The following is a 16,505-nucleotide window of genomic DNA, read 5'->3' as shown; positions in this document are numbered from 1 at the left end:
GCAAAGAGGAGTGAACGATGTGCGCGTTCAGGATGTTGGAGGGCTCCATCCGCCCGCCGCACCCACCAAGACGAAGCCTCGGTGGGCGATACGATGCTACTTTGGGACAGTCTGGACGATCATCCTCGGCTCGCTGGCGGTTCAGGGGGCGCTAGGCGACATGATTGAGAAGGCATATATCGCCACGACCGGTGAGTATCCGTACGTCGACATGGGCGCGATGAACATCTGGTACTACTTGTTTGGGACCATTCCCAATGTGTCGGATTCGACGACTTTGGTCGCGGGAATCACGTACAAACTGATTGGATTGGCACGTGGGCGGATTCTTTGCGTAGGCAGGCTTAGGCGATATCAGCGACCGGAAAAATTGTTTTTGGCTAGCTACAAATTCCGACTGCGTTTGCAGGTTCCATACTCTATGAATTCACATTGGGTGCTGGATAGAGTGATAGATTCCTAGGGATACCACTTTACTCGTCAAGCGTCCACAGACATCTTGGGTGCAGTCAAAGAAAGGTGATCATCGTGTCCATCTCTCCCGGTTTAGACGCCAGTTCGACGCAACAGGTGATTTGCGCTAGTATCAACTAGATTGATTGCCGTGACGGGACACATACGTGTCATTCAGCGAGGTGCGTGTGAATTCTCGAGGTGGCGACAGGGATACTATGAATACGATTGGGACTGGAAATCGAAACGGTTTCGGATTGGGTGGAGGTACACCGATGGCTAAGGAAGTAACGTTGAATGTCACAGAAGCGCAAGATCTGCTTCCATTTCTCCTTGAACAATTCCCGAATAAGGGGCGCAACAAGGTGAAAACGATGTTGACGCGCGGGCAAGTGATGGTCGAAGGGCGCATTGTCACGCGCCACGACCACAGGCTCGAACCACGCCAACAGGTGAAGATTCTCGGCACCGTGCGCGGGATGGGCGAAGTGCTGCACGGCATTCGAATCCTGTTCGAAGATGAACATCTTATCGTCATCGATAAGCCGCCCGGCCTGTTGTCGATGGCGACGGATGAGGAACACGATAGAACGGCGTATCGCATACTGATGAACCACGTGCGCGCGGCTTCGAAGACGGCTCGGGTGTTCATCGTTCACCGTTTGGACAGAGAGACTTCGGGCGTCATGATGTTCGCCAAAAGTGAGGCAGTGCAGCAGGCTTTGCAAAACTCTTGGCGGGAGAGCGTTCTCAGTCGCGCTTACATCGTCGTCGTGGAAGGCAAAGTGGCCAAACCGGAAGGGAAAATTGAAACGTGGCTGAAGGAAAGCAGTACGAAGACGATGTTCGTCAGCAGGCCGGGAGATGGCGTGAAAGCCGTCACCCACTACCGAGTGCAGAGATCGACTGCGGAGTATTCACTGCTTGAGGTACACCTAGAAACCGGGAGAAAAAATCAAATTCGCGTACACATGCAGAGCATCGGGCATCCGGTGGTCGGGGACAAGCGGTATGGAGCTACGAAAAATCCGATTGGACGCCTCGGACTGCACGCCCAGTTACTTTCGTTCCGGCATCCGGTTACCGAGGAAGTTCTCACGTTTGAGACGGCCATCCCGCCCTCGTTTCGCAAGTTGTTCACGACGCCCGCAAAGTGATGAGCTGGATAATCTATCGAAACTGCGGCCGATGAATGCCGTCCCACGAACGACACCGCGGGCGATGTGTGTGGGACGACCCCAAGAAAACTAGGATAGGTTTCCCAAAAACGGCGCTAGGCCTCAGCCAAGCACATTTCGCGCCCCGTAGTAGTGCGCTGTGTAATAGGGGTTGGAGAACACGTTCTGAACGACGACGACCCCTTCGTTGTTGTTTGACGAAGATGACTCTATCATCGCACCGTTCCCCATGTAAATTCCGACGTGTGTCACGTGGTTGGAGTACAGGGCCGCGCTCGAGTCGGTGTCCTTGAAGAATAGGAGATCACCCGGTTGGAGGGCGCTTTGCGACACGGGCTGGCCGACGGTGGCTTGGTCGTGGGATTCGCGCGGCAGGGTGACGCCAAAGTGGCCGTACACGTACTCTACGAAACCAGAGCAGTCAAAGCCAGAACTCGGTGTGTCTCCGCCCCACGCATACGGAGTGCCGATCAGACTTTTTGCGTACGTGAGGATGTTTTGCCGCTCAGTTGAGGTGGAAGAAGCCCCTGAGGTGATAGACCCGGTGACTGTGCTCGCGGTCTTTCCGGCCGTAGCGAGATGGGCTGTCACAGTGGTGGAGGTCGGGATGTTGATGACCTGGCCCACGCGGATATTCTTGTAGTTCGTAATTTGTGGATTGGCTGACTCTAGTGCAGATAGTGATACGTGTTGTGCGACGGAGATTTTGTACATCGTATCACCTGGTTGCATCGTGTACGTCTTGTTCGTCGCTGCGAACGCCGTGCCTAGTCCTGCAGTGGAGAGGGAAATCAAGGTTGCGGTGACTGCGATGAGGCTCCTTTTCAACGCGTTCACTCCTTTCGTCGGATTGGATGAACTTTTCTGCGAACCGACGCATTTCCCCTTTATGTAATTCTATCCATCAACCTCCGTTTCCCCCCGAATATTTGCCGTGCGACGACACCCATAAACGTCAGCCATTCAACCGAATTCGTAGACTAGCAGGTCTAGCGAATCCGAAGGGAGTCTTCTTGTGAAGAATATACTGATGACGCTTGCCACTACAGGGCTTGTGATAGGTTTGACAGCACCCTCCGTCACCGCACTCGCCCAGACGACCAGCACGACGAGCATCTCGTCGACCGTACAGCAGGATTTGGTGAATCAAGATACCAGTTTTAGCGTGCCACTTGGGCTCTCGGACGCGGAGGGCACAGTGAAGAGCGCGCTAGCTGCACAGCCATATATCAACGAATTGGTGTCCAGTGTGTACTATTCGTCCAATGGATCGGCGACGAAGGTCACTGTGAACTGGCTCCAAACCAAACAGCAGAGTGCGACTGTGGACGCGCAGATCAAGCAGGTCCTGGGTGAGATCGTCAAGCCAGGGATGAGCGATTACGACAAGGAATTCGTCATTCACAACTGGATTGTCAACCACGTCACGTACGACACGTCGGAGACGAAATACACGCCGTATGATGCGATGGACGAGGGATCAGCAGTCTGTCAGGGCATCGCCACGCTCACCTATCGCATGTTGACGACCGCTGGCATTCCAGCACGTCTCGTCGCTGGTACGGCAGGCGGCGGGTCACACCTCTGGGACGAAGTGGAGATTGGCGGGCATTGGTACCAACTCGACGTCACCTGGGATGATCCGGTCAACAAGCAACCAGGGTCTGTCAGCTATGCATACTACAACGTGACCAATGCGCAATTGGCCAAGGACCACACGTGGAACACGACCGGTCTTCCCGTCGCGAACACCAACTTCGAGTCGGTCATCGCGGCACTTCTGAAGACGACAAAAGACCCTGAAATCTCCAAAATTGCATCTGCTACGGGCATCTCGGCAGATCTGAACAGCCAGTTGGTCACCGCGCAAACGCTAAAGGGCGTCTTGCAGTCCGACTTGAATGCACACAAGACGAATTTCACGCTTAAATTTCAGGGGACCATGTCGCAGGCGAGCGGCGCTTTAAATGCCTTGTCTTCAGCTGGGCTGTATGGTTTCTCAAGCCTGAGTTACACCTTATCATCGAGTCCAACTGCGGGTGACACGATGATTGACGTGACCGCTGCATACTGAGAAGCGCGTATCTGTGGAGGGCGACTGGCACGCGGAGTTGGCGTGCCAGTCGCCCTCGTCATTTTCGTAAGCTGCGTGTATTCCATTTGCTAGATTGGTGAAGTACACTTTCAACACGAGACGAGCCATTCCCGCACCCTCCTCATGTGGCGTGTGGGTTTGCGTCGTAGTGAAATTTAGGAGGTTGTACACGGGTGAAATATCGCAATCTTGGCGGCAGTGGTGTGAAGGTCAGTGAGGTTTCCCTTGGCAGTTGGTTGACATATGGTACTGCGACGGAACGGGAAACGGCCATTGCTTGTATTGAAAGGGCTTACGATCTCGGCATCAACTTCTTTGATACCTCAAACGCCTACAATCACGGCGAAGCGGAAAAAGTGGTTGGCGAGGCGTTGCAAAAGTATCCTCGCAACAGCTATGTACTCGCGACCAAGGTGTTCTTTCCGATGGGGGATGGCCCCAATGACCGCGGGCTTTCAAGAAAGCATATCGTGGAACAATGTGATGCGAGCCTGATGCGCCTTGGTCTGGACTATATCGACCTCTACCAGTGCCATCGCTACGACCCTGCCACGCCTCTGGAAGAGACGCTGTGGGCACTGGATGACCTGATCACACAAGGGAAAGTCCTCTATGCAGGCGTCAGCGAGTGGAGTGCTGCGCAAATCGCGAACGCAAAGGCGATCGAGGCCAAGCGCAACCTTCGACCACTGGTGTCGAACCAACCGATTTACAACATGCTTGTCCGCTACATAGAGAAGGAAGTCCTGCCAACGTGTGAGTCGTTTGGCATTGGACAAGTTGTCTTTTCGCCGTTGGCGCAGGGCATTTTGACCGGCAAGTACAAACCGGGCCAAGGCGTACCAGCGGGCACTCGCGCCGCGAACAGTGAAACAAATCACTGGATCAACAGCTACCTTCGCGACGATGTGCTGACCTCGGTACAAAAGTTGGAGGGCATCGCCAAGGAGCTCGGTGCGTCCCTTTCGCAGTTGGCCATCGCGTGGACCCTGCGTCAACCAGGCGTGAGTTCTGCCATCATCGGGGCAAGCCGCGTCTCGCAGGTCGAGGAGAACGTCAAGGCGGTCGATGTGGTACTCGGTAGCGATGTGCTCGGCGAAATCGAGGCGGTGTTGAAGGAAATCGACGGATTCGTGCCGATCTGGTAATCCCGTGCAAGATGGAGCCAGTAGAATCGCACCGTCGCGACTGGACCGCAACGATTAGGCGGCCATGAACGAGCCACGCCACTGCAATTTTCGAGTCAACAGCGGCGGCGTGGCCGTGATTTGTGACGCGAGATTTGACCAATCAGGCATTCTCTACGCTGACGGCGGCGGTCCACTCTACTAAAAGTTTTATCTGTCATACCTATTTTGCGTATTTCCACTTACAGAAATTTCCACCTATTGCCCCATTTATGACGCTCCGTATATAATTTGAACTGCTGACAACGGACCCGACTTTCGGAGAGTGGCTGAAAGTCACCAAAATTGAATAAGTGGGGGGAACCTCTTGTCGATTCAGACACGCATTCGAGAACAGTGGTTCTCAAATGTAAAGAATGACGTTTTGTCGGGAATGACTGTAGGGTTTGCCCTGATTCCTGAGGCGATTGCGTTCTCCATGATCGCCGGGGTGGATCCCATGGTCGGGCTCTACGCGGCATTCATCCTCGCCATCGTCATCTCTTTTACGGGCGGTCGGATGGGAATGATTTCGGGAGCGACCGGGTCAACCGCATTATTGATGGTGTCATTGGTCAAGGAGTACGGGGTGCAGTACTTGTTTGCCGCAGCAGTGTTGACTGGACTCTTACAGATTTTGTTCGGTGTAATGAAGCTCGGGCGGTTCATCACGTTCGTTCCACAGTCTGTCATCACGGGGTTCGTGAACGCGTTGGCCATTTTGCTGTTTGTCGCACAATTGCCTCATTTGCGCGGTGCCAATTGGATGGCGTATGTCATGGTGGCGGGAACGCTCGTGATCATCTACGGGTTGCCGCGTTTCACCAAGGTGGTGCCGTCGGCTCTAGTGGCGATTATCGTCATGACCATCCTGTCGGTGGTCACGGGCGCACACGTGCAGACGGTCGGACAGTTAGGGCACATGACGAGCCAATTACCGTCTTTTCACATTCCGATGGTGCCGTTTAATCTTCACACGCTCCAGGTGATTCTGCCGTTTTCCTTGCCAATTGCGGTCGTCGGATCGATGGAGACGCTGATGACGGCGACCATCGTCGACGAGCGCACGCGGACGAAGAGTGACAAGAATCGGGAACTGCGGGGATTGGGTATCGCGAATCTAGTCTGTGGATTTTTCGGGGCGATGGGTGGCTGCGCCATGATTGGGCAGACCGTCATCAACGTGGAATCGGGCGGGCGCAAGCGGTTGTCCACGTTTGTGTCCGGCGCATTTCTTCTGATTTTGCTCGTGCTCTTGAGCGCTGTCGTTCGGATAGTGCCCATCGCCGTGTTGGTCGGCGTGATGTTCATGGTGTCGGTCAACACGTTCGAGTGGACATCGCTTCGAGATCTGCGGAAGATGAACATCTCCGAAGCGATTACGATGATCCTCACGGTAATCATCGTGGTCGCGACCGACGATTTAGCCATCGGTGTGCTGGTGGGCGTGACCATCAGCGCATTGGTATTTGGCTGGCGTATGGCAAACTTGCGGGCGACGACGCGTATCGACGAACACAATCGAAAGCGGTATATCATCTTTGGTCAGATGTTCTTTGGAACGATGGCACACTTTGTCAACTTGTTTGATATAGAACACGATCCCGCCGAAATCATCATTGATTTCTCCCACTCGCACATCTGGGATCATTCTGCAGTGACAGGGATAAACAAAGTGATTGACCTCTATGTGCAAGCGGGCGGCAGTGTGTCGATTGTCGGGTTGAATGAGGAGAGTCAGCGACTCATTCACAAAAGTGGCATGAAGTCGTTTCAAACGTGAGCCGATGTACGAGAGAGTGATCAGGAGGACTCGGGAAGATACCCGGGCCCTCTTCGTTCACTTTCCCATTTTCTGTGCGTTTGTCATATTTAGCACGGAATGATTAAAGCTATCAGCAATAAAGATCGTTTGAGAATAGGTTGTTTATCCACTAAAACGATTGACCACGGATATAACTTTGGTAATATTTAAATATAATTTTTTAATAATTTAAGCCGTTCGCGTGTACGGCTGCCTACTGGGTGTTCGAACAGATAAAACGCATTGAATCTAGGTCGCGTTAGAGGTGCAGAATGCCTGCTCAGTTGTTCACGTCCTACAACAAAAGCCTTCTTTTATTTGCGCTCTTCATCGTGCTCATCTCGTCCTATACATTCTTCGACATGATTTCCCGAATCGCCCTCGACAGGGGCCCAGCGCGACGAGTTCTCTTTTCCGCCTTCGGTTCTATCGCGATGGGGACAGGGATGTGGGCTCTGTATTTCACAGGGACGGTGGCGGCGGTAACGACGCCGGCGCAGTCGTATGACGTGTTGGTCTTAGGTTGGACGGAATTGGCGGCTGTGCTGGGGATAGCGATTGTCATCGCAGCACTGTTTAACACCCGCGGATGGATTCGACTGCCACTTGTGTCGGTCCTGCTCGGCCTCCACTTCGCATTCGTCTACTACCTCGGAATGAGGTCATTAGATATCCACCTCCACTATTCCACACCGTGTATTACCGCTGCCTTCCTGTTGTCCACGGCTGGTTCGATGATCGCTCTGAAGCTTTGGACGCTATCCGTTCAAACGAAACAGCTTCGTTTCCGGATGGCCGCTTCGATAGCCTTGGCGGTAACCCTGGTAGGGATGCATCTCGCCACCGCCGCCGTCGTCTTACACACGACGACAGGGTCAAACGGACGCCAAGGAAACTTGTCTATCGAGGCGAATGAGTTAGGCCTGTGGATTTGTGCGACAGCTTCTGTGGTCCTCGTTATGTTGCTCGCAGGCGCCTACGTAGATCGCTTCGTCGTCACCCGTCGAGCCACCGTTGCGAATATCTGGTACAGGTCTCTGTACGAGCGGAACTCCGATTTGATTATCGTCATTGATCGAGACGGTCGCATTATCGACGCGAATCCCGTTCTCGAGAAGGCGACCGGATTTCGGTCTGAGGAAGTGATTGGAAAGCGAATCGACGAACTGATTGCGGACGGGACGAGGACACCGTGTATCCCGGACAAGCCTTCCATCGACGGGAGTGCTCCACAACATTTGACCTTTCAGGATAAAAACGGTAATTCCGTCCACCTGCTCGTGACGATTGTTCCCATCGTCGTCCAGGGGAAGTGCCATGGTTACTATGCGATTTGCAAAGATATCACCCAAACCGTGAGCGTACAAAACGAGTTGGTGGAAATGAAGCAACGCCTCGAATCTCTGTTCGAGGAATCGGGGGACGCCCTATGTATCATTCAGCCGAACGGCATTATCATCGACGTTAACCAGGCGTTCGAACGCCTCTACGGATGGCCCCACGACGAGCTCATCGGCAAAGAGATGCCAAATGTCCCGAAGGAGCTTCAGGAGGATCGACACTGGCGGTGGAAACTGGCTGCGCAAGGCACGCGCATCGAGGCGTACGAGACGAAAAATCTCGACCGCTATGGCAATGTGGTTGACGTGAGCCTCTCCCTGTTTCCGATTCGCGACGGCCAAGGCAATGTCGTCGCCGTCTCGGGCTCCGCCAGAGACATCCGCGAGCGAAAGCAGTTTGAACGGGCTTTGCGGGACAGCGAAATGAAGTATCGGACCATCGCGGACAATGCAAACGACCTCATCGCCATCGTCGACGTCAGCGGGATCATTCGCTATGCTTCGCCCTCGCATTTCGCCGTGTTCGGTGTCGATAGTGCGGAACTCGAGGGGACGTCGGCCGTCAGTTGGATCTACGCCGCAGATGTCCCCCTCTTCACGGACGCCCTCGCCCACACAGCTCAAACCAAGACCCCCTGCGAACTCGAGTGTCGAGTTCGACACAGGAACGGCACCTTCGCAAGTTTGGAGACTCGCGGCATGCCAGTGCTCGATGATGATGGGGCAGTTTCCAAATTTATTTTGGTTTCGCGCGAAATCACGGCGCGCAAGCACACGGAGGAGCTTCTGCTGCAATCGGTGAAACTCTCCGTCGCTGGACAGTTGGCCGCCGGCATCGCCCACGAAATCCGCAACCCGATGACGAGCATCAAAGGGTTTGTCCAACTGTTGCAGACGCAAGCTCCAACGTACCAGAACTACTACGATATCATGTTGAGTGAGCTCGATCGAATTCAGCGGATCATCAGTGAATTTCTGTTGCTCGCAAAGCCACAAACCGACACCGCTCAGGCCGTCGACGTACATGTGCTCCTCAATTACGTGGTCGATCTCATCCAGGCCGAGGCCGTCATGCGCAACATTGAAATCTTTACGGACCTCGCGATGGACGCGGGCATAGTGGTCAGGGGTGAGCCTGACAGACTTCGGCAGGCATTCCTCAACATCGTAAAAAACGCGATGGATGCCATGCCACACGGGGGCACCGTCTACATCTGTCTGAGGCCGAAAGGGAAGAGTGCCGTCGCGGTGTCTATCCGCGACTCCGGCGAGGGCATATCGGATGACCAGTTGAAGCGGATTGGGGAGCCATTTTATACAACGAAGCAAACGGGTACTGGATTAGGCCTCATGGTCACGCAAAACATCATCCGCGACCACAATGGCACAATCCAGTTTTGCAGCGAGCTTGGCGTCGGAACAGAGGTATTGATCGAGTTGCCAATCGAAATCTGCAAAGTGGGGCAGGCGACTCCAACGTAAGGGCGAGAAGCAGGTCGGGAAACAAGCGAAGGTGTCAGAGAAGTGACGAACGAAGATCGATGAAGGGTTGTCGACTGGACGAGCCACCGCGGTTGTACATGGTGGAGGGGTGATGCGGATGGACCATCGCTTAATGGCATATCTATACTTTTTCAACGTCAAACGGGATTACTTCGAGTGTCACGAATACGGGGAACACCTGTGGCTGGAACGCGGGAGACCTCCGGTTCTCAAGGGACTGATTCAGGCCGCGGTCACACTGTACCACCTGCATAACGGAAACGTGCGAGGCGGCTATCAAATGTGGCAGCGCGCGAAAGGGTATTTGGAGGAGGGGCGGCCGGTTTACGAGGATATCGATGTGGAGGCGCTCATTTCCGATATCGATCTCGTCTACAAAGCGGTCCCAACCGCATGGTACACAGAGCGAGTGAGTCCGATGCAGATTGCAAAGCTCAAATTGCCTACGGTGCGCGTCCACATCCTGAATGACGAGATTCGCCGTCGACTCTGGACGTACGTTCCGAGGCACCTAGAGGAATCGTAGTGGCGATTGCTGCAGCCCTGAACCGTCTTCACCGCTCGATTCCGGCGCATCCCCCTGCGATTGGTCCAACCATGTCCGAACAATTGCGCGTAACATAAAGCATCGTCGATAGGGGGTGCTACTATGTACGGAGCTTTTGGCGGATACACGCAATGGGCAGTGGTATTTCTCATCATCTTCGTTCTCTTCATTCTGCTCGTTCCATACACTGGAGCCGCAGCCTGTTAATCCTGATTACGCAAAGAAGGCGCACCCACATGAGGTGCGCCTTCTTTGCGTGCGTCCGAGGTGTTTGCGATCGGCCTTGGCGATTTCGCTGGACTAAACTGGAACGTAGCCGCATAGGTTTTAGCGATGGTCTTCCTTTTGACACCGAGAGGACTTCGTAAAATTCGAAAGGAAGCGATTGTTCCATGTGGCAACTGTGGTTAACTGGACTTATTGGGATTTGGGTTCTTATCTCACCCTGGGTGTATCGTTTTTCATCGAACACCGGGGCACTTTGGAACAGCATCATTTTCGGTGCAGTCACTATCATCCTTGCGATTTGGGCGCTCGTCGCGTACAAATCCAAGCAGTAGCGATCGTTACTGATTGCGAAGGAGGACCATCATACACGGGCTACCGGGGCGTGCTCGCCTTGGTGGGCCCTTGTTTTGTTGTAAACGGGAGATTTAGCCCAATACGACGGTGGTCAAGGAGCACGGACATGGATGAATTATCCTCTGTCTATTAAATTGCCCATCCAGCAGGAAAGACGGTTAACGAAGACGAATCGTGAAGGGTAGATATTTATCAAATTCAAAGATAGGAAGATTCTGTGAATCCCATGACAAAATTCAGCATGATGCTCACGTCGAGCGCGCTTGCAATCATGGTTCCATGTGTTGCAACTACGGCCTATGCGGCGACGTCGAGTGCGACTAACGGGCAGGTTCGCGCCGAGGTGAACGGAGTGTCTATTCCGGCAATCGTGGTTGGGGATGAAACGTACCTCGAGTGGCAGGCCCTGAAATCGTTCAAGTCCCCGTACGAGTACTTGGGTGACGGCAAGTTCGCCATCACAGGTGGGACCGTTCAAGGCGTGGTTTACAAGGGAAATACCTATTTGCCGTGGACGCAGGTGGCCGCGAAGGTGAAGGCGACGAAACTGAAAGGTGGCGGATTCAACTTTACGGCTGTGCCCGTTCACCACGATTACGAGCTCTACATCGATAAACAGTCGGCAGATGTGGGGAGCCCGGCGCCGATCGACGTGATGGTCGGCGACAACGACGCATCCGTACCACACCAGGCCATCCATTTGCAGGTGACTGGCAGCGCCTATTTCTCGTCGGAACAAAATCGCAATACGCTCAGCGACGTCACGGACCAAGACGGCAGCTGGATTGGCGCGGTCGACGACAGCAAGGCGGAGACGGTACAGGTGACGGCGTCGTGGACGGATCCAAGTGGGCACGTTCAGACACAGACGCAGTCCATCACGTTTTCACCGGCGCCTGCACAAGCGACCGTGACTCCTCCGTCCGGAGATACGGTCGTGTCCACTGTGCCGATAACGACTTATCAGAATGCGGTCCTGTTCAACGCGCAGGCCGGTGGCAGCGATGTGCTTCTGCAGTTGGATACCGGCGCATTTGAACCGCTCATCACGAAGAGCTTAGCAGACTCCTTGAACCTTCCAAACCTAGGGGATATTCAGGTAGAAGGCGTAGGTGGGGAAGATTCGGCATACGTGAGCCAAATCACGCTTAGCATCGGCGGGACGCAGTTCACCGACGTACCTTGTATCGTAGACCCGAGTTATTCCGGCGTTTCTCTTTTCGGTTACGGGTTTTTCAAGGACAATGGGTACGATTTGCTCGTCTCTCAGAAGGATAGCACCCTGACCATCCTAAAGTGAGTCTTAAGTTTACGCGGGATAATTGAGCCGCCTACAGCATTCATCGAAAGGTGATCTGCGGGTGGCTCTTTTTGATACCACTGCATTCCCCTCTGGGTAGTAGCATGACTACGGTGCCAGGGACTTCACGAACGCATCGACCACGGCTGGGTGGTACAGTGTGCCGCGCAGCGATTGGATTTCCGCAATGGCGTCCGGTGCGGGCTTCGCGCTGCGGTATTGCCTGTCTGTCGTCATCGCATCGTACGAATCGGTGACGGCGATGATGGCCGCGCCGATGTCGATGTCCTCACCTTTGAGGCCAAATGGGTAGCCGGAGCCGTCGTACCGCTCGTGGTGTTGACCGACGAGAAGGCTTGCTTGCGTGAGGTACGGCAGGCCCGTCTCAAGCAGGATGTCGCGCCCGTAGATGGTATGCCGCTTCATCAATTCCCACTCTGAGTCGGTCAGTTTGCCTGGTTTGTTCAACAGTTCACTGGGGACGCGCACTTTTCCGACATCGTGGAGATAGGCGCCAAATTGGAGCGTGTACAACTTACTCGGAGCGAGCCTCATCGCCCTTCCAACCTTCATTGACAACTGCATAATGCGAGCGCAGTGATGAGAGGTGTAGCCGTCCTTTTGTTCGATGGTGAGGGCAAGGTGATTGACTTCTTCGAGGGCGCATCGATAATGGTGAAATACAGGTTTGGAGCAGATGTACAAAAATGTGGATTCCGTGTCGCCGTAAAACACAGTCTGCTGTGAGACTGGGCGAAAAGAGATGTGATCCCCCTCCGCCAGGGTAATCTCCTCGGAGTCGCGAAAGACCTTTAGGCGGCCGGCCGTAAGGTAAATCGTTTCGAGTGGGCCATTCACTGGGTTCTCCTGAGACTCAGGTTCCAGCGTCCAGTAAGATCCTGCCGATAGACGATGGTAGATGACTTCCGTGTCGTCACCGGACGCCAGTAAGAAGGCCTGAACAATGCTATCAATTGTCACTTTGGAGAGCGAGCGGTTCTTTAAAATGGACAGGGTGTCGAGTGATAGATGCATATATGTGCCCTCTTCGTCTCAGATGTGAACTATTTTCATAATATTACACACTTTGCTTAAAGAATAGAGTGAAATCGACGGAAATCGACAATAAAAAAGGCCCGAACTCCGAAGAGTCGAGCCAATTGTCGATTATGGGAGTAGAAGTACCTTGCCAACCACGCGTAAACGTAGGTGGCTTGAAACTTCTATGAACAGATTGTAGCACGCTAGTTTACATAATTCCATGTGAATTCTGTGGGATAAGTGGTAAAGTTTCCGACTACGGCTCGTGTTGGCCGCGTAAGATTCATCTATTCAGAAGTCCAACTTCAACAACGTGAAGGCGGGTGACCTAACGTGCAATTGGAATTGGTCTTGCGACTGATTGCTTCCGGTGTTCTTGGGGCGATGATTGGATGGGAACGCAGAAGCCGTGACAAAGAGGCGGGCTTGCGAACGCATTTTGTGGTGTGCGTAGGGAGTGCGCTGATCATGATTGTGTCGAAGTATGGTTTTCGGGACATGGAAACAGCGGCAGCGACTGTACTGGACCCCAGTCGGATTGCCGCCCAAGTCGTCAGTGGTATCGGCTTCTTAGGCGCGGGGACCATCCTCGTCCAGCGCCAATCCATTCGCGGGTTAACCACTGCAGCTGGGCTGTGGGCGACCTCAGGTATCGGGCTGGCTATCGGAGCGGGAATGTACGTCGTCGGTGCGGTGACCACGGCGCTCGTGCTGATCGCCCTCGAGGTACTCAGTCGAGAAGGAAGGATTTCTGTGGCTTCACAGTGCCGTCTGGTCGTTGAGGCGCGCGATTTGAACGCCGTCATGCAGACGTTTTGCGCCGAGTGTCCAGAGGCTCGAAAAGTTCAGATTCGACGCGTCACGACGTCTGCCGATAAACCAGTCGTCACCATCGTGTTGCAGGTTCGGATGAAACCGGGATCGAATTTGAATGACCTCATTTCCAAGCTACAGGCCACGCCGGACGTGTTCTCTATCAGTGTCGACTAGGCTCTAGTCCATCGAGAAATACAGTGAGTAGTGCGCTTTACAACCTGGATTGAAGGCAGATTGGCAGTGTGGGCAGGTCGAGTCTGCCTCTAGATACGCCTCTATGGTCAACTCGGACCCACAGTGGCCACACTTTGTGTCCGGTAACACGTCGATTCCGCGTACCAAAATCCCGTGAACCTGTCTGTCATGATGTTGCATGGACGACGACTCGCTTTCTATATTAAATTTCCGCTCTGTTGACGAGACTAAATCTATACAAGGACACGCTTTGCGCAATGCGCAGCGGTGGATATGGGATGCTCCATCTGTACATAAATCGTAACCATCACTATTTACACGCGATCATAGCGCTGATCCAATCACCATGCTACACCAAATGTCAGGGACTTGTGGAGTGATTGAAGTCAATGTGGTTTGCACTCATTTTGTGCACCATTGCGGCATTTGCCGACGTAATTGGCGGCGCGGTTACCGTCGTCAAGCGACTCAGTCCGGAGCAGACGATGATGGTCACAGGTCTGGGCGCCGGATTTTTACTAGGCGCCACTGTATTGGACAGACTGCCGGACTCGTTGAGTGAACTGCCGACGGCGGCACCTCTATACATCGTCATTGGTTACCTCGTTCTCCTGATCTTAGAGCGATACAGCCTCAGACCAGCGCAATCCCACTTTGCCAGCCACGGCGTGACGCATCACCACCCGGCGCTCTTAAGCTCAAAAGCGGCCTTTGTTTCATTCGTAGGGTTACTCTTACATACCTTTATGGACGGCGTGATCATCGCCGGTGCCTTCACGATGAGCCGCGCGACGGGCGTGCTCATTTTTGTGGCTATCACGATGCACAAGATCCCCGAGGGGTTCAGTATGGCGACCATCACGTTGGCGTCCGGGACATCGCGCACGAAAGCGCTCTTGACGTCTGCTGGATTGGCGGTTTCCACGCTGATTGGGGCTGTGATCACGCTTGAGGTAGGAAACATCGACGCGGGCGTCGTCAAAATTTTGATGGCACTGGCGACAGGTACGTTTCTTTACGTCTCGATGACTGACTTGATGCCCGTCGTCAAGGGGCAGAACAAAGGGACGGTGTTCGCCACCGTGATCGGGGTCGGTGTCTTTTACGTGTCGCTTCTATTAATTAAACATGTCGGTTTGAGCTGACGAATCACGACGGGGATGCGGCAGCCGGGGTTGCGTCAAAAAACAAGAGCAATTCTTTCGCATGACTTCGCCAAAAAATGTAGTTGTGTGCACCGCGATACGTGTGTAGAGAGACGTCTGCGGACTGCGCTTTCAACACCCGGTAGAGGTCCACGTCCGCCGAGTAGAACGGATCTTGTTTTCCTTCGATGATGTCCACTGGCATCCGGATGCGCGTGTGCTCGGCAATTGTGATGGGATCTCTCTGTGCCTGATCTTTGGCCGTGGGGTAAATCCACGAGAGTTCCCGGGGCAGCCCGCCGACCCAGAGCGCGGCACTCATCACACCGACTTTCGAGTATTCCGTCGGTCGCGTAAACGCCGCGTGGAGAGCTGCAAATCCTCCCATTGACAAGCCGCCGATGTAACGGCCATCAGCCGTTTTCACCGTGCTGTAATGTGAGTCCACATAGTGCACGACGTCGGTCTCTAGATATGTGGAATAATCTCCTCGACTATATCCCCTGACGTCTTTCCGATACGATCCGGTATTTACCCCGTAGCTGTTGTCCAGCTCGGGTGCCACAATGATCAACGGTCGAATTTTGTGTTCGTCGATGAGCTCCGTGGCGTCCTTGTCAATGCCGACTGACCGACCGGGCACAAGGGAGGTCATAAAACTGTACTCGTTTCCGCCTTTCCCGTGCAGCACGTAGAGAACTGGGTATTTCGTCTTCGCATTGTAGCCTGGGGGTAGATAGACGCTCATTTTCATCCGCGCGTGTAGAGCTTCGCTGTAAAAGGTCACGTGTTGGACGCGCGCAGGTGCATGTAGGACGTTCGTCGCGATCGCGTGGACCACGTGCTCTGGATTTGGACTGCTGCAACCCGCGGTGAACATTGTACCGACCAACGAGAACAAGGCAGTCAGCTTTTTGGTAGACACACAAGCCCCTCCTCTGCCTAGGGGGTGTTTGGCCATCGCCACAGACCTAGCTGCGGGAGCCGTCGCCCGTCAACAGGGCGAGTTCGTCGCCGATTCGAATACGAAGCCCTCGTCTGCGAAGTCGATGGTGACGTCGTTCATCAAATTGAGACAGGATTTCTCGATGAGAATCGTCACGCCGTCCAATGTAATCCGTTCATCCATCTTTGTCTGGTCGACGTCCACCGTCAGTTGGAACCTTGGGCCGCCACACTGGTAGGCTCTCGTCACGCGTATGAACTCTCCGCCCTGCAATTCCTCGCGGCTAAACCGCACGAGTTCACTTTTTGCAGCATCCGTGATGTTCATGGCAGGACCTCCTTGCAACATCGATTTTACCCTCGTTGAAGACACCTGTCAGCGGGTATCCACGGTC

Annotated in this window: 15 protein-coding genes; 11 read left to right on the top strand and 4 right to left on the bottom strand. The window is 54.0% G+C overall.

The window, feature by feature from the left end:
• Positions 1-19: 19 nt before the first annotated feature.
• Positions 20-463, top strand: a complete 444-nt coding sequence (locus NZD89_RS26515) for a hypothetical protein (RefSeq protein ID WP_268005630.1) — start codon at positions 20-22, stop codon at positions 461-463.
• 265 nt (positions 464-728) lie between these two features.
• On the top strand, positions 729-1,610 hold the full coding sequence (locus tag NZD89_RS26510) for an RluA family pseudouridine synthase (protein WP_268005629.1): 882 nt from the start codon (positions 729-731) through the stop codon (positions 1,608-1,610).
• A gap of 123 nt (positions 1,611-1,733) precedes the next feature.
• Here NZD89_RS26510 and NZD89_RS26505 read toward each other — a convergent pair whose 3' ends face one another.
• Positions 1,734-2,468 carry a C40 family peptidase gene (locus NZD89_RS26505; protein WP_431308655.1) on the bottom strand — a complete coding sequence of 245 codons (735 nt, stop codon included), beginning with the start codon at positions 2,466-2,468 and terminating at the stop codon, positions 1,734-1,736.
• A 178-nt stretch (positions 2,469-2,646) separates the two neighbouring features.
• On the opposite strand from NZD89_RS26505, the gene NZD89_RS26500 reads away from it, so the two are divergent.
• The 7 genes from NZD89_RS26500 (at position 2,647) to NZD89_RS26470 (ending at position 11,968) form a co-directional block, all read left to right on the top strand.
• Positions 2,647-3,705 (top strand): transglutaminase domain-containing protein, encoded by a 1,059-nt coding sequence (locus NZD89_RS26500; protein WP_268005627.1) that lies wholly within the window; start codon positions 2,647-2,649, stop codon positions 3,703-3,705.
• Between the two features lie 194 nt (positions 3,706-3,899).
• Positions 3,900-4,874 (top strand): aldo/keto reductase family protein, encoded by a 975-nt coding sequence (locus tag NZD89_RS26495; RefSeq protein ID WP_268005626.1) that lies wholly within the window; start codon positions 3,900-3,902, stop codon positions 4,872-4,874.
• Between the two features lie 352 nt (positions 4,875-5,226).
• On the top strand, positions 5,227-6,675 hold the full coding sequence (locus NZD89_RS26490) for a SulP family inorganic anion transporter (RefSeq protein ID WP_268008626.1): 1,449 nt from the start codon (positions 5,227-5,229) through the stop codon (positions 6,673-6,675).
• Between the two features lie 293 nt (positions 6,676-6,968).
• A complete protein-coding gene (locus NZD89_RS26485) occupies positions 6,969-9,518 on the top strand; it encodes a PAS domain S-box protein (protein WP_268005625.1) in 2,550 nt (849 codons plus the stop codon).
• 118 nt (positions 9,519-9,636) lie between these two features.
• Positions 9,637-10,065 carry a DUF309 domain-containing protein gene (locus NZD89_RS26480; RefSeq protein WP_268005624.1) on the top strand — a complete coding sequence of 143 codons (429 nt, stop codon included), beginning with the start codon at positions 9,637-9,639 and terminating at the stop codon, positions 10,063-10,065.
• Between the two features lie 413 nt (positions 10,066-10,478).
• Complete coding sequence (locus tag NZD89_RS26475) at positions 10,479-10,646, top strand: SPW repeat protein (protein WP_268005623.1); 168 nt, start codon at positions 10,479-10,481, stop codon at positions 10,644-10,646.
• A gap of 248 nt (positions 10,647-10,894) precedes the next feature.
• Positions 10,895-11,968: a retropepsin-like aspartic protease gene (locus NZD89_RS26470; protein ID WP_268008625.1), complete on the top strand. Its 1,074-nt coding sequence runs from the start codon at positions 10,895-10,897 to the stop codon at positions 11,966-11,968.
• Positions 11,969-12,076: 108 nt separating this feature from the next.
• Here the strand turns inward: NZD89_RS26470 and NZD89_RS26465 are convergent, their stop codons facing one another.
• Positions 12,077-13,003: an HD domain-containing phosphohydrolase gene (locus tag NZD89_RS26465; protein WP_268005622.1), complete on the bottom strand. Its 927-nt coding sequence runs from the start codon at positions 13,001-13,003 to the stop codon at positions 12,077-12,079.
• A gap of 390 nt (positions 13,004-13,393) precedes the next feature.
• Between NZD89_RS26465 and NZD89_RS26460 the strand changes: the two genes are divergently transcribed.
• Together NZD89_RS26460 and NZD89_RS26455 are read left to right on the top strand one after the other, a co-directional pair.
• The gene (locus NZD89_RS26460; protein ID WP_431308742.1) at positions 13,394-13,999 is read left to right on the top strand and encodes an MgtC/SapB family protein; all 606 of its coding nucleotides are present in this window, start codon (positions 13,394-13,396) and stop codon (positions 13,997-13,999) included.
• 410 nt (positions 14,000-14,409) lie between these two features.
• Positions 14,410-15,165, top strand: coding sequence for a ZIP family metal transporter (locus NZD89_RS26455; RefSeq protein ID WP_268005620.1), 756 nt, complete (start codon positions 14,410-14,412; stop codon positions 15,163-15,165).
• Between the two features lie 4 nt (positions 15,166-15,169).
• Here NZD89_RS26455 and NZD89_RS26450 read toward each other — a convergent pair whose 3' ends face one another.
• Together NZD89_RS26450 and NZD89_RS26445 are read right to left on the bottom strand one after the other, a co-directional pair.
• The gene (locus NZD89_RS26450) at positions 15,170-16,090 is read right to left on the bottom strand and encodes an alpha/beta hydrolase (protein ID WP_268005619.1); all 921 of its coding nucleotides are present in this window, start codon (positions 16,088-16,090) and stop codon (positions 15,170-15,172) included.
• 69 nt (positions 16,091-16,159) lie between these two features.
• Entirely contained in the window at positions 16,160-16,438 is a 279-nt protein-coding gene (locus NZD89_RS26445; protein ID WP_268005618.1) for an iron-sulfur cluster biosynthesis family protein, read from the bottom strand.
• Positions 16,439-16,505: the final 67 nt, after the last annotated feature.

The sequence above is a fragment of the Alicyclobacillus fastidiosus genome (assembly GCF_026651875.1).
Taxonomy (GTDB): domain Bacteria; phylum Bacillota; class Bacilli; order Alicyclobacillales; family Alicyclobacillaceae; genus Alicyclobacillus; species Alicyclobacillus fastidiosus.
This window is presented reverse-complemented; position numbering and strand designations above follow the sequence as displayed.

What these genes read in the sequence shown, in the direction of transcription:
- NZD89_RS26475 (WP_268005623.1), top strand. Translation starts at nt 10,479, where the DNA reads ATGTGGCAACTGTGGTTAACTGGACTTATTGGGATTTGGGTTCTTATC.
- NZD89_RS26460 (WP_431308742.1), top strand. Translation starts at nt 13,394, where the DNA reads ATGATTGGATGGGAACGCAGAAGCCGTGACAAAGAGGCGGGCTTGCGA.
- NZD89_RS26485 (WP_268005625.1), top strand. Translation starts at nt 6,969, where the DNA reads ATGCCTGCTCAGTTGTTCACGTCCTACAACAAAAGCCTTCTTTTATTT.
- NZD89_RS26480 (WP_268005624.1), top strand. Translation starts at nt 9,637, where the DNA reads ATGGACCATCGCTTAATGGCATATCTATACTTTTTCAACGTCAAACGG.
- NZD89_RS26510 (WP_268005629.1), top strand. Translation starts at nt 729, where the DNA reads ATGGCTAAGGAAGTAACGTTGAATGTCACAGAAGCGCAAGATCTGCTT.
- NZD89_RS26470 (WP_268008625.1), top strand. Translation starts at nt 10,895, where the DNA reads ATGACAAAATTCAGCATGATGCTCACGTCGAGCGCGCTTGCAATCATG.
- NZD89_RS26445 (WP_268005618.1), bottom strand. Translation starts at nt 16,438, where the DNA reads ATGAACATCACGGATGCTGCAAAAAGTGAACTCGTGCGGTTTAGCCGC.
- NZD89_RS26465 (WP_268005622.1), bottom strand. Translation starts at nt 13,003, where the DNA reads ATGCATCTATCACTCGACACCCTGTCCATTTTAAAGAACCGCTCGCTC.
- NZD89_RS26455 (WP_268005620.1), top strand. Translation starts at nt 14,410, where the DNA reads ATGTGGTTTGCACTCATTTTGTGCACCATTGCGGCATTTGCCGACGTA.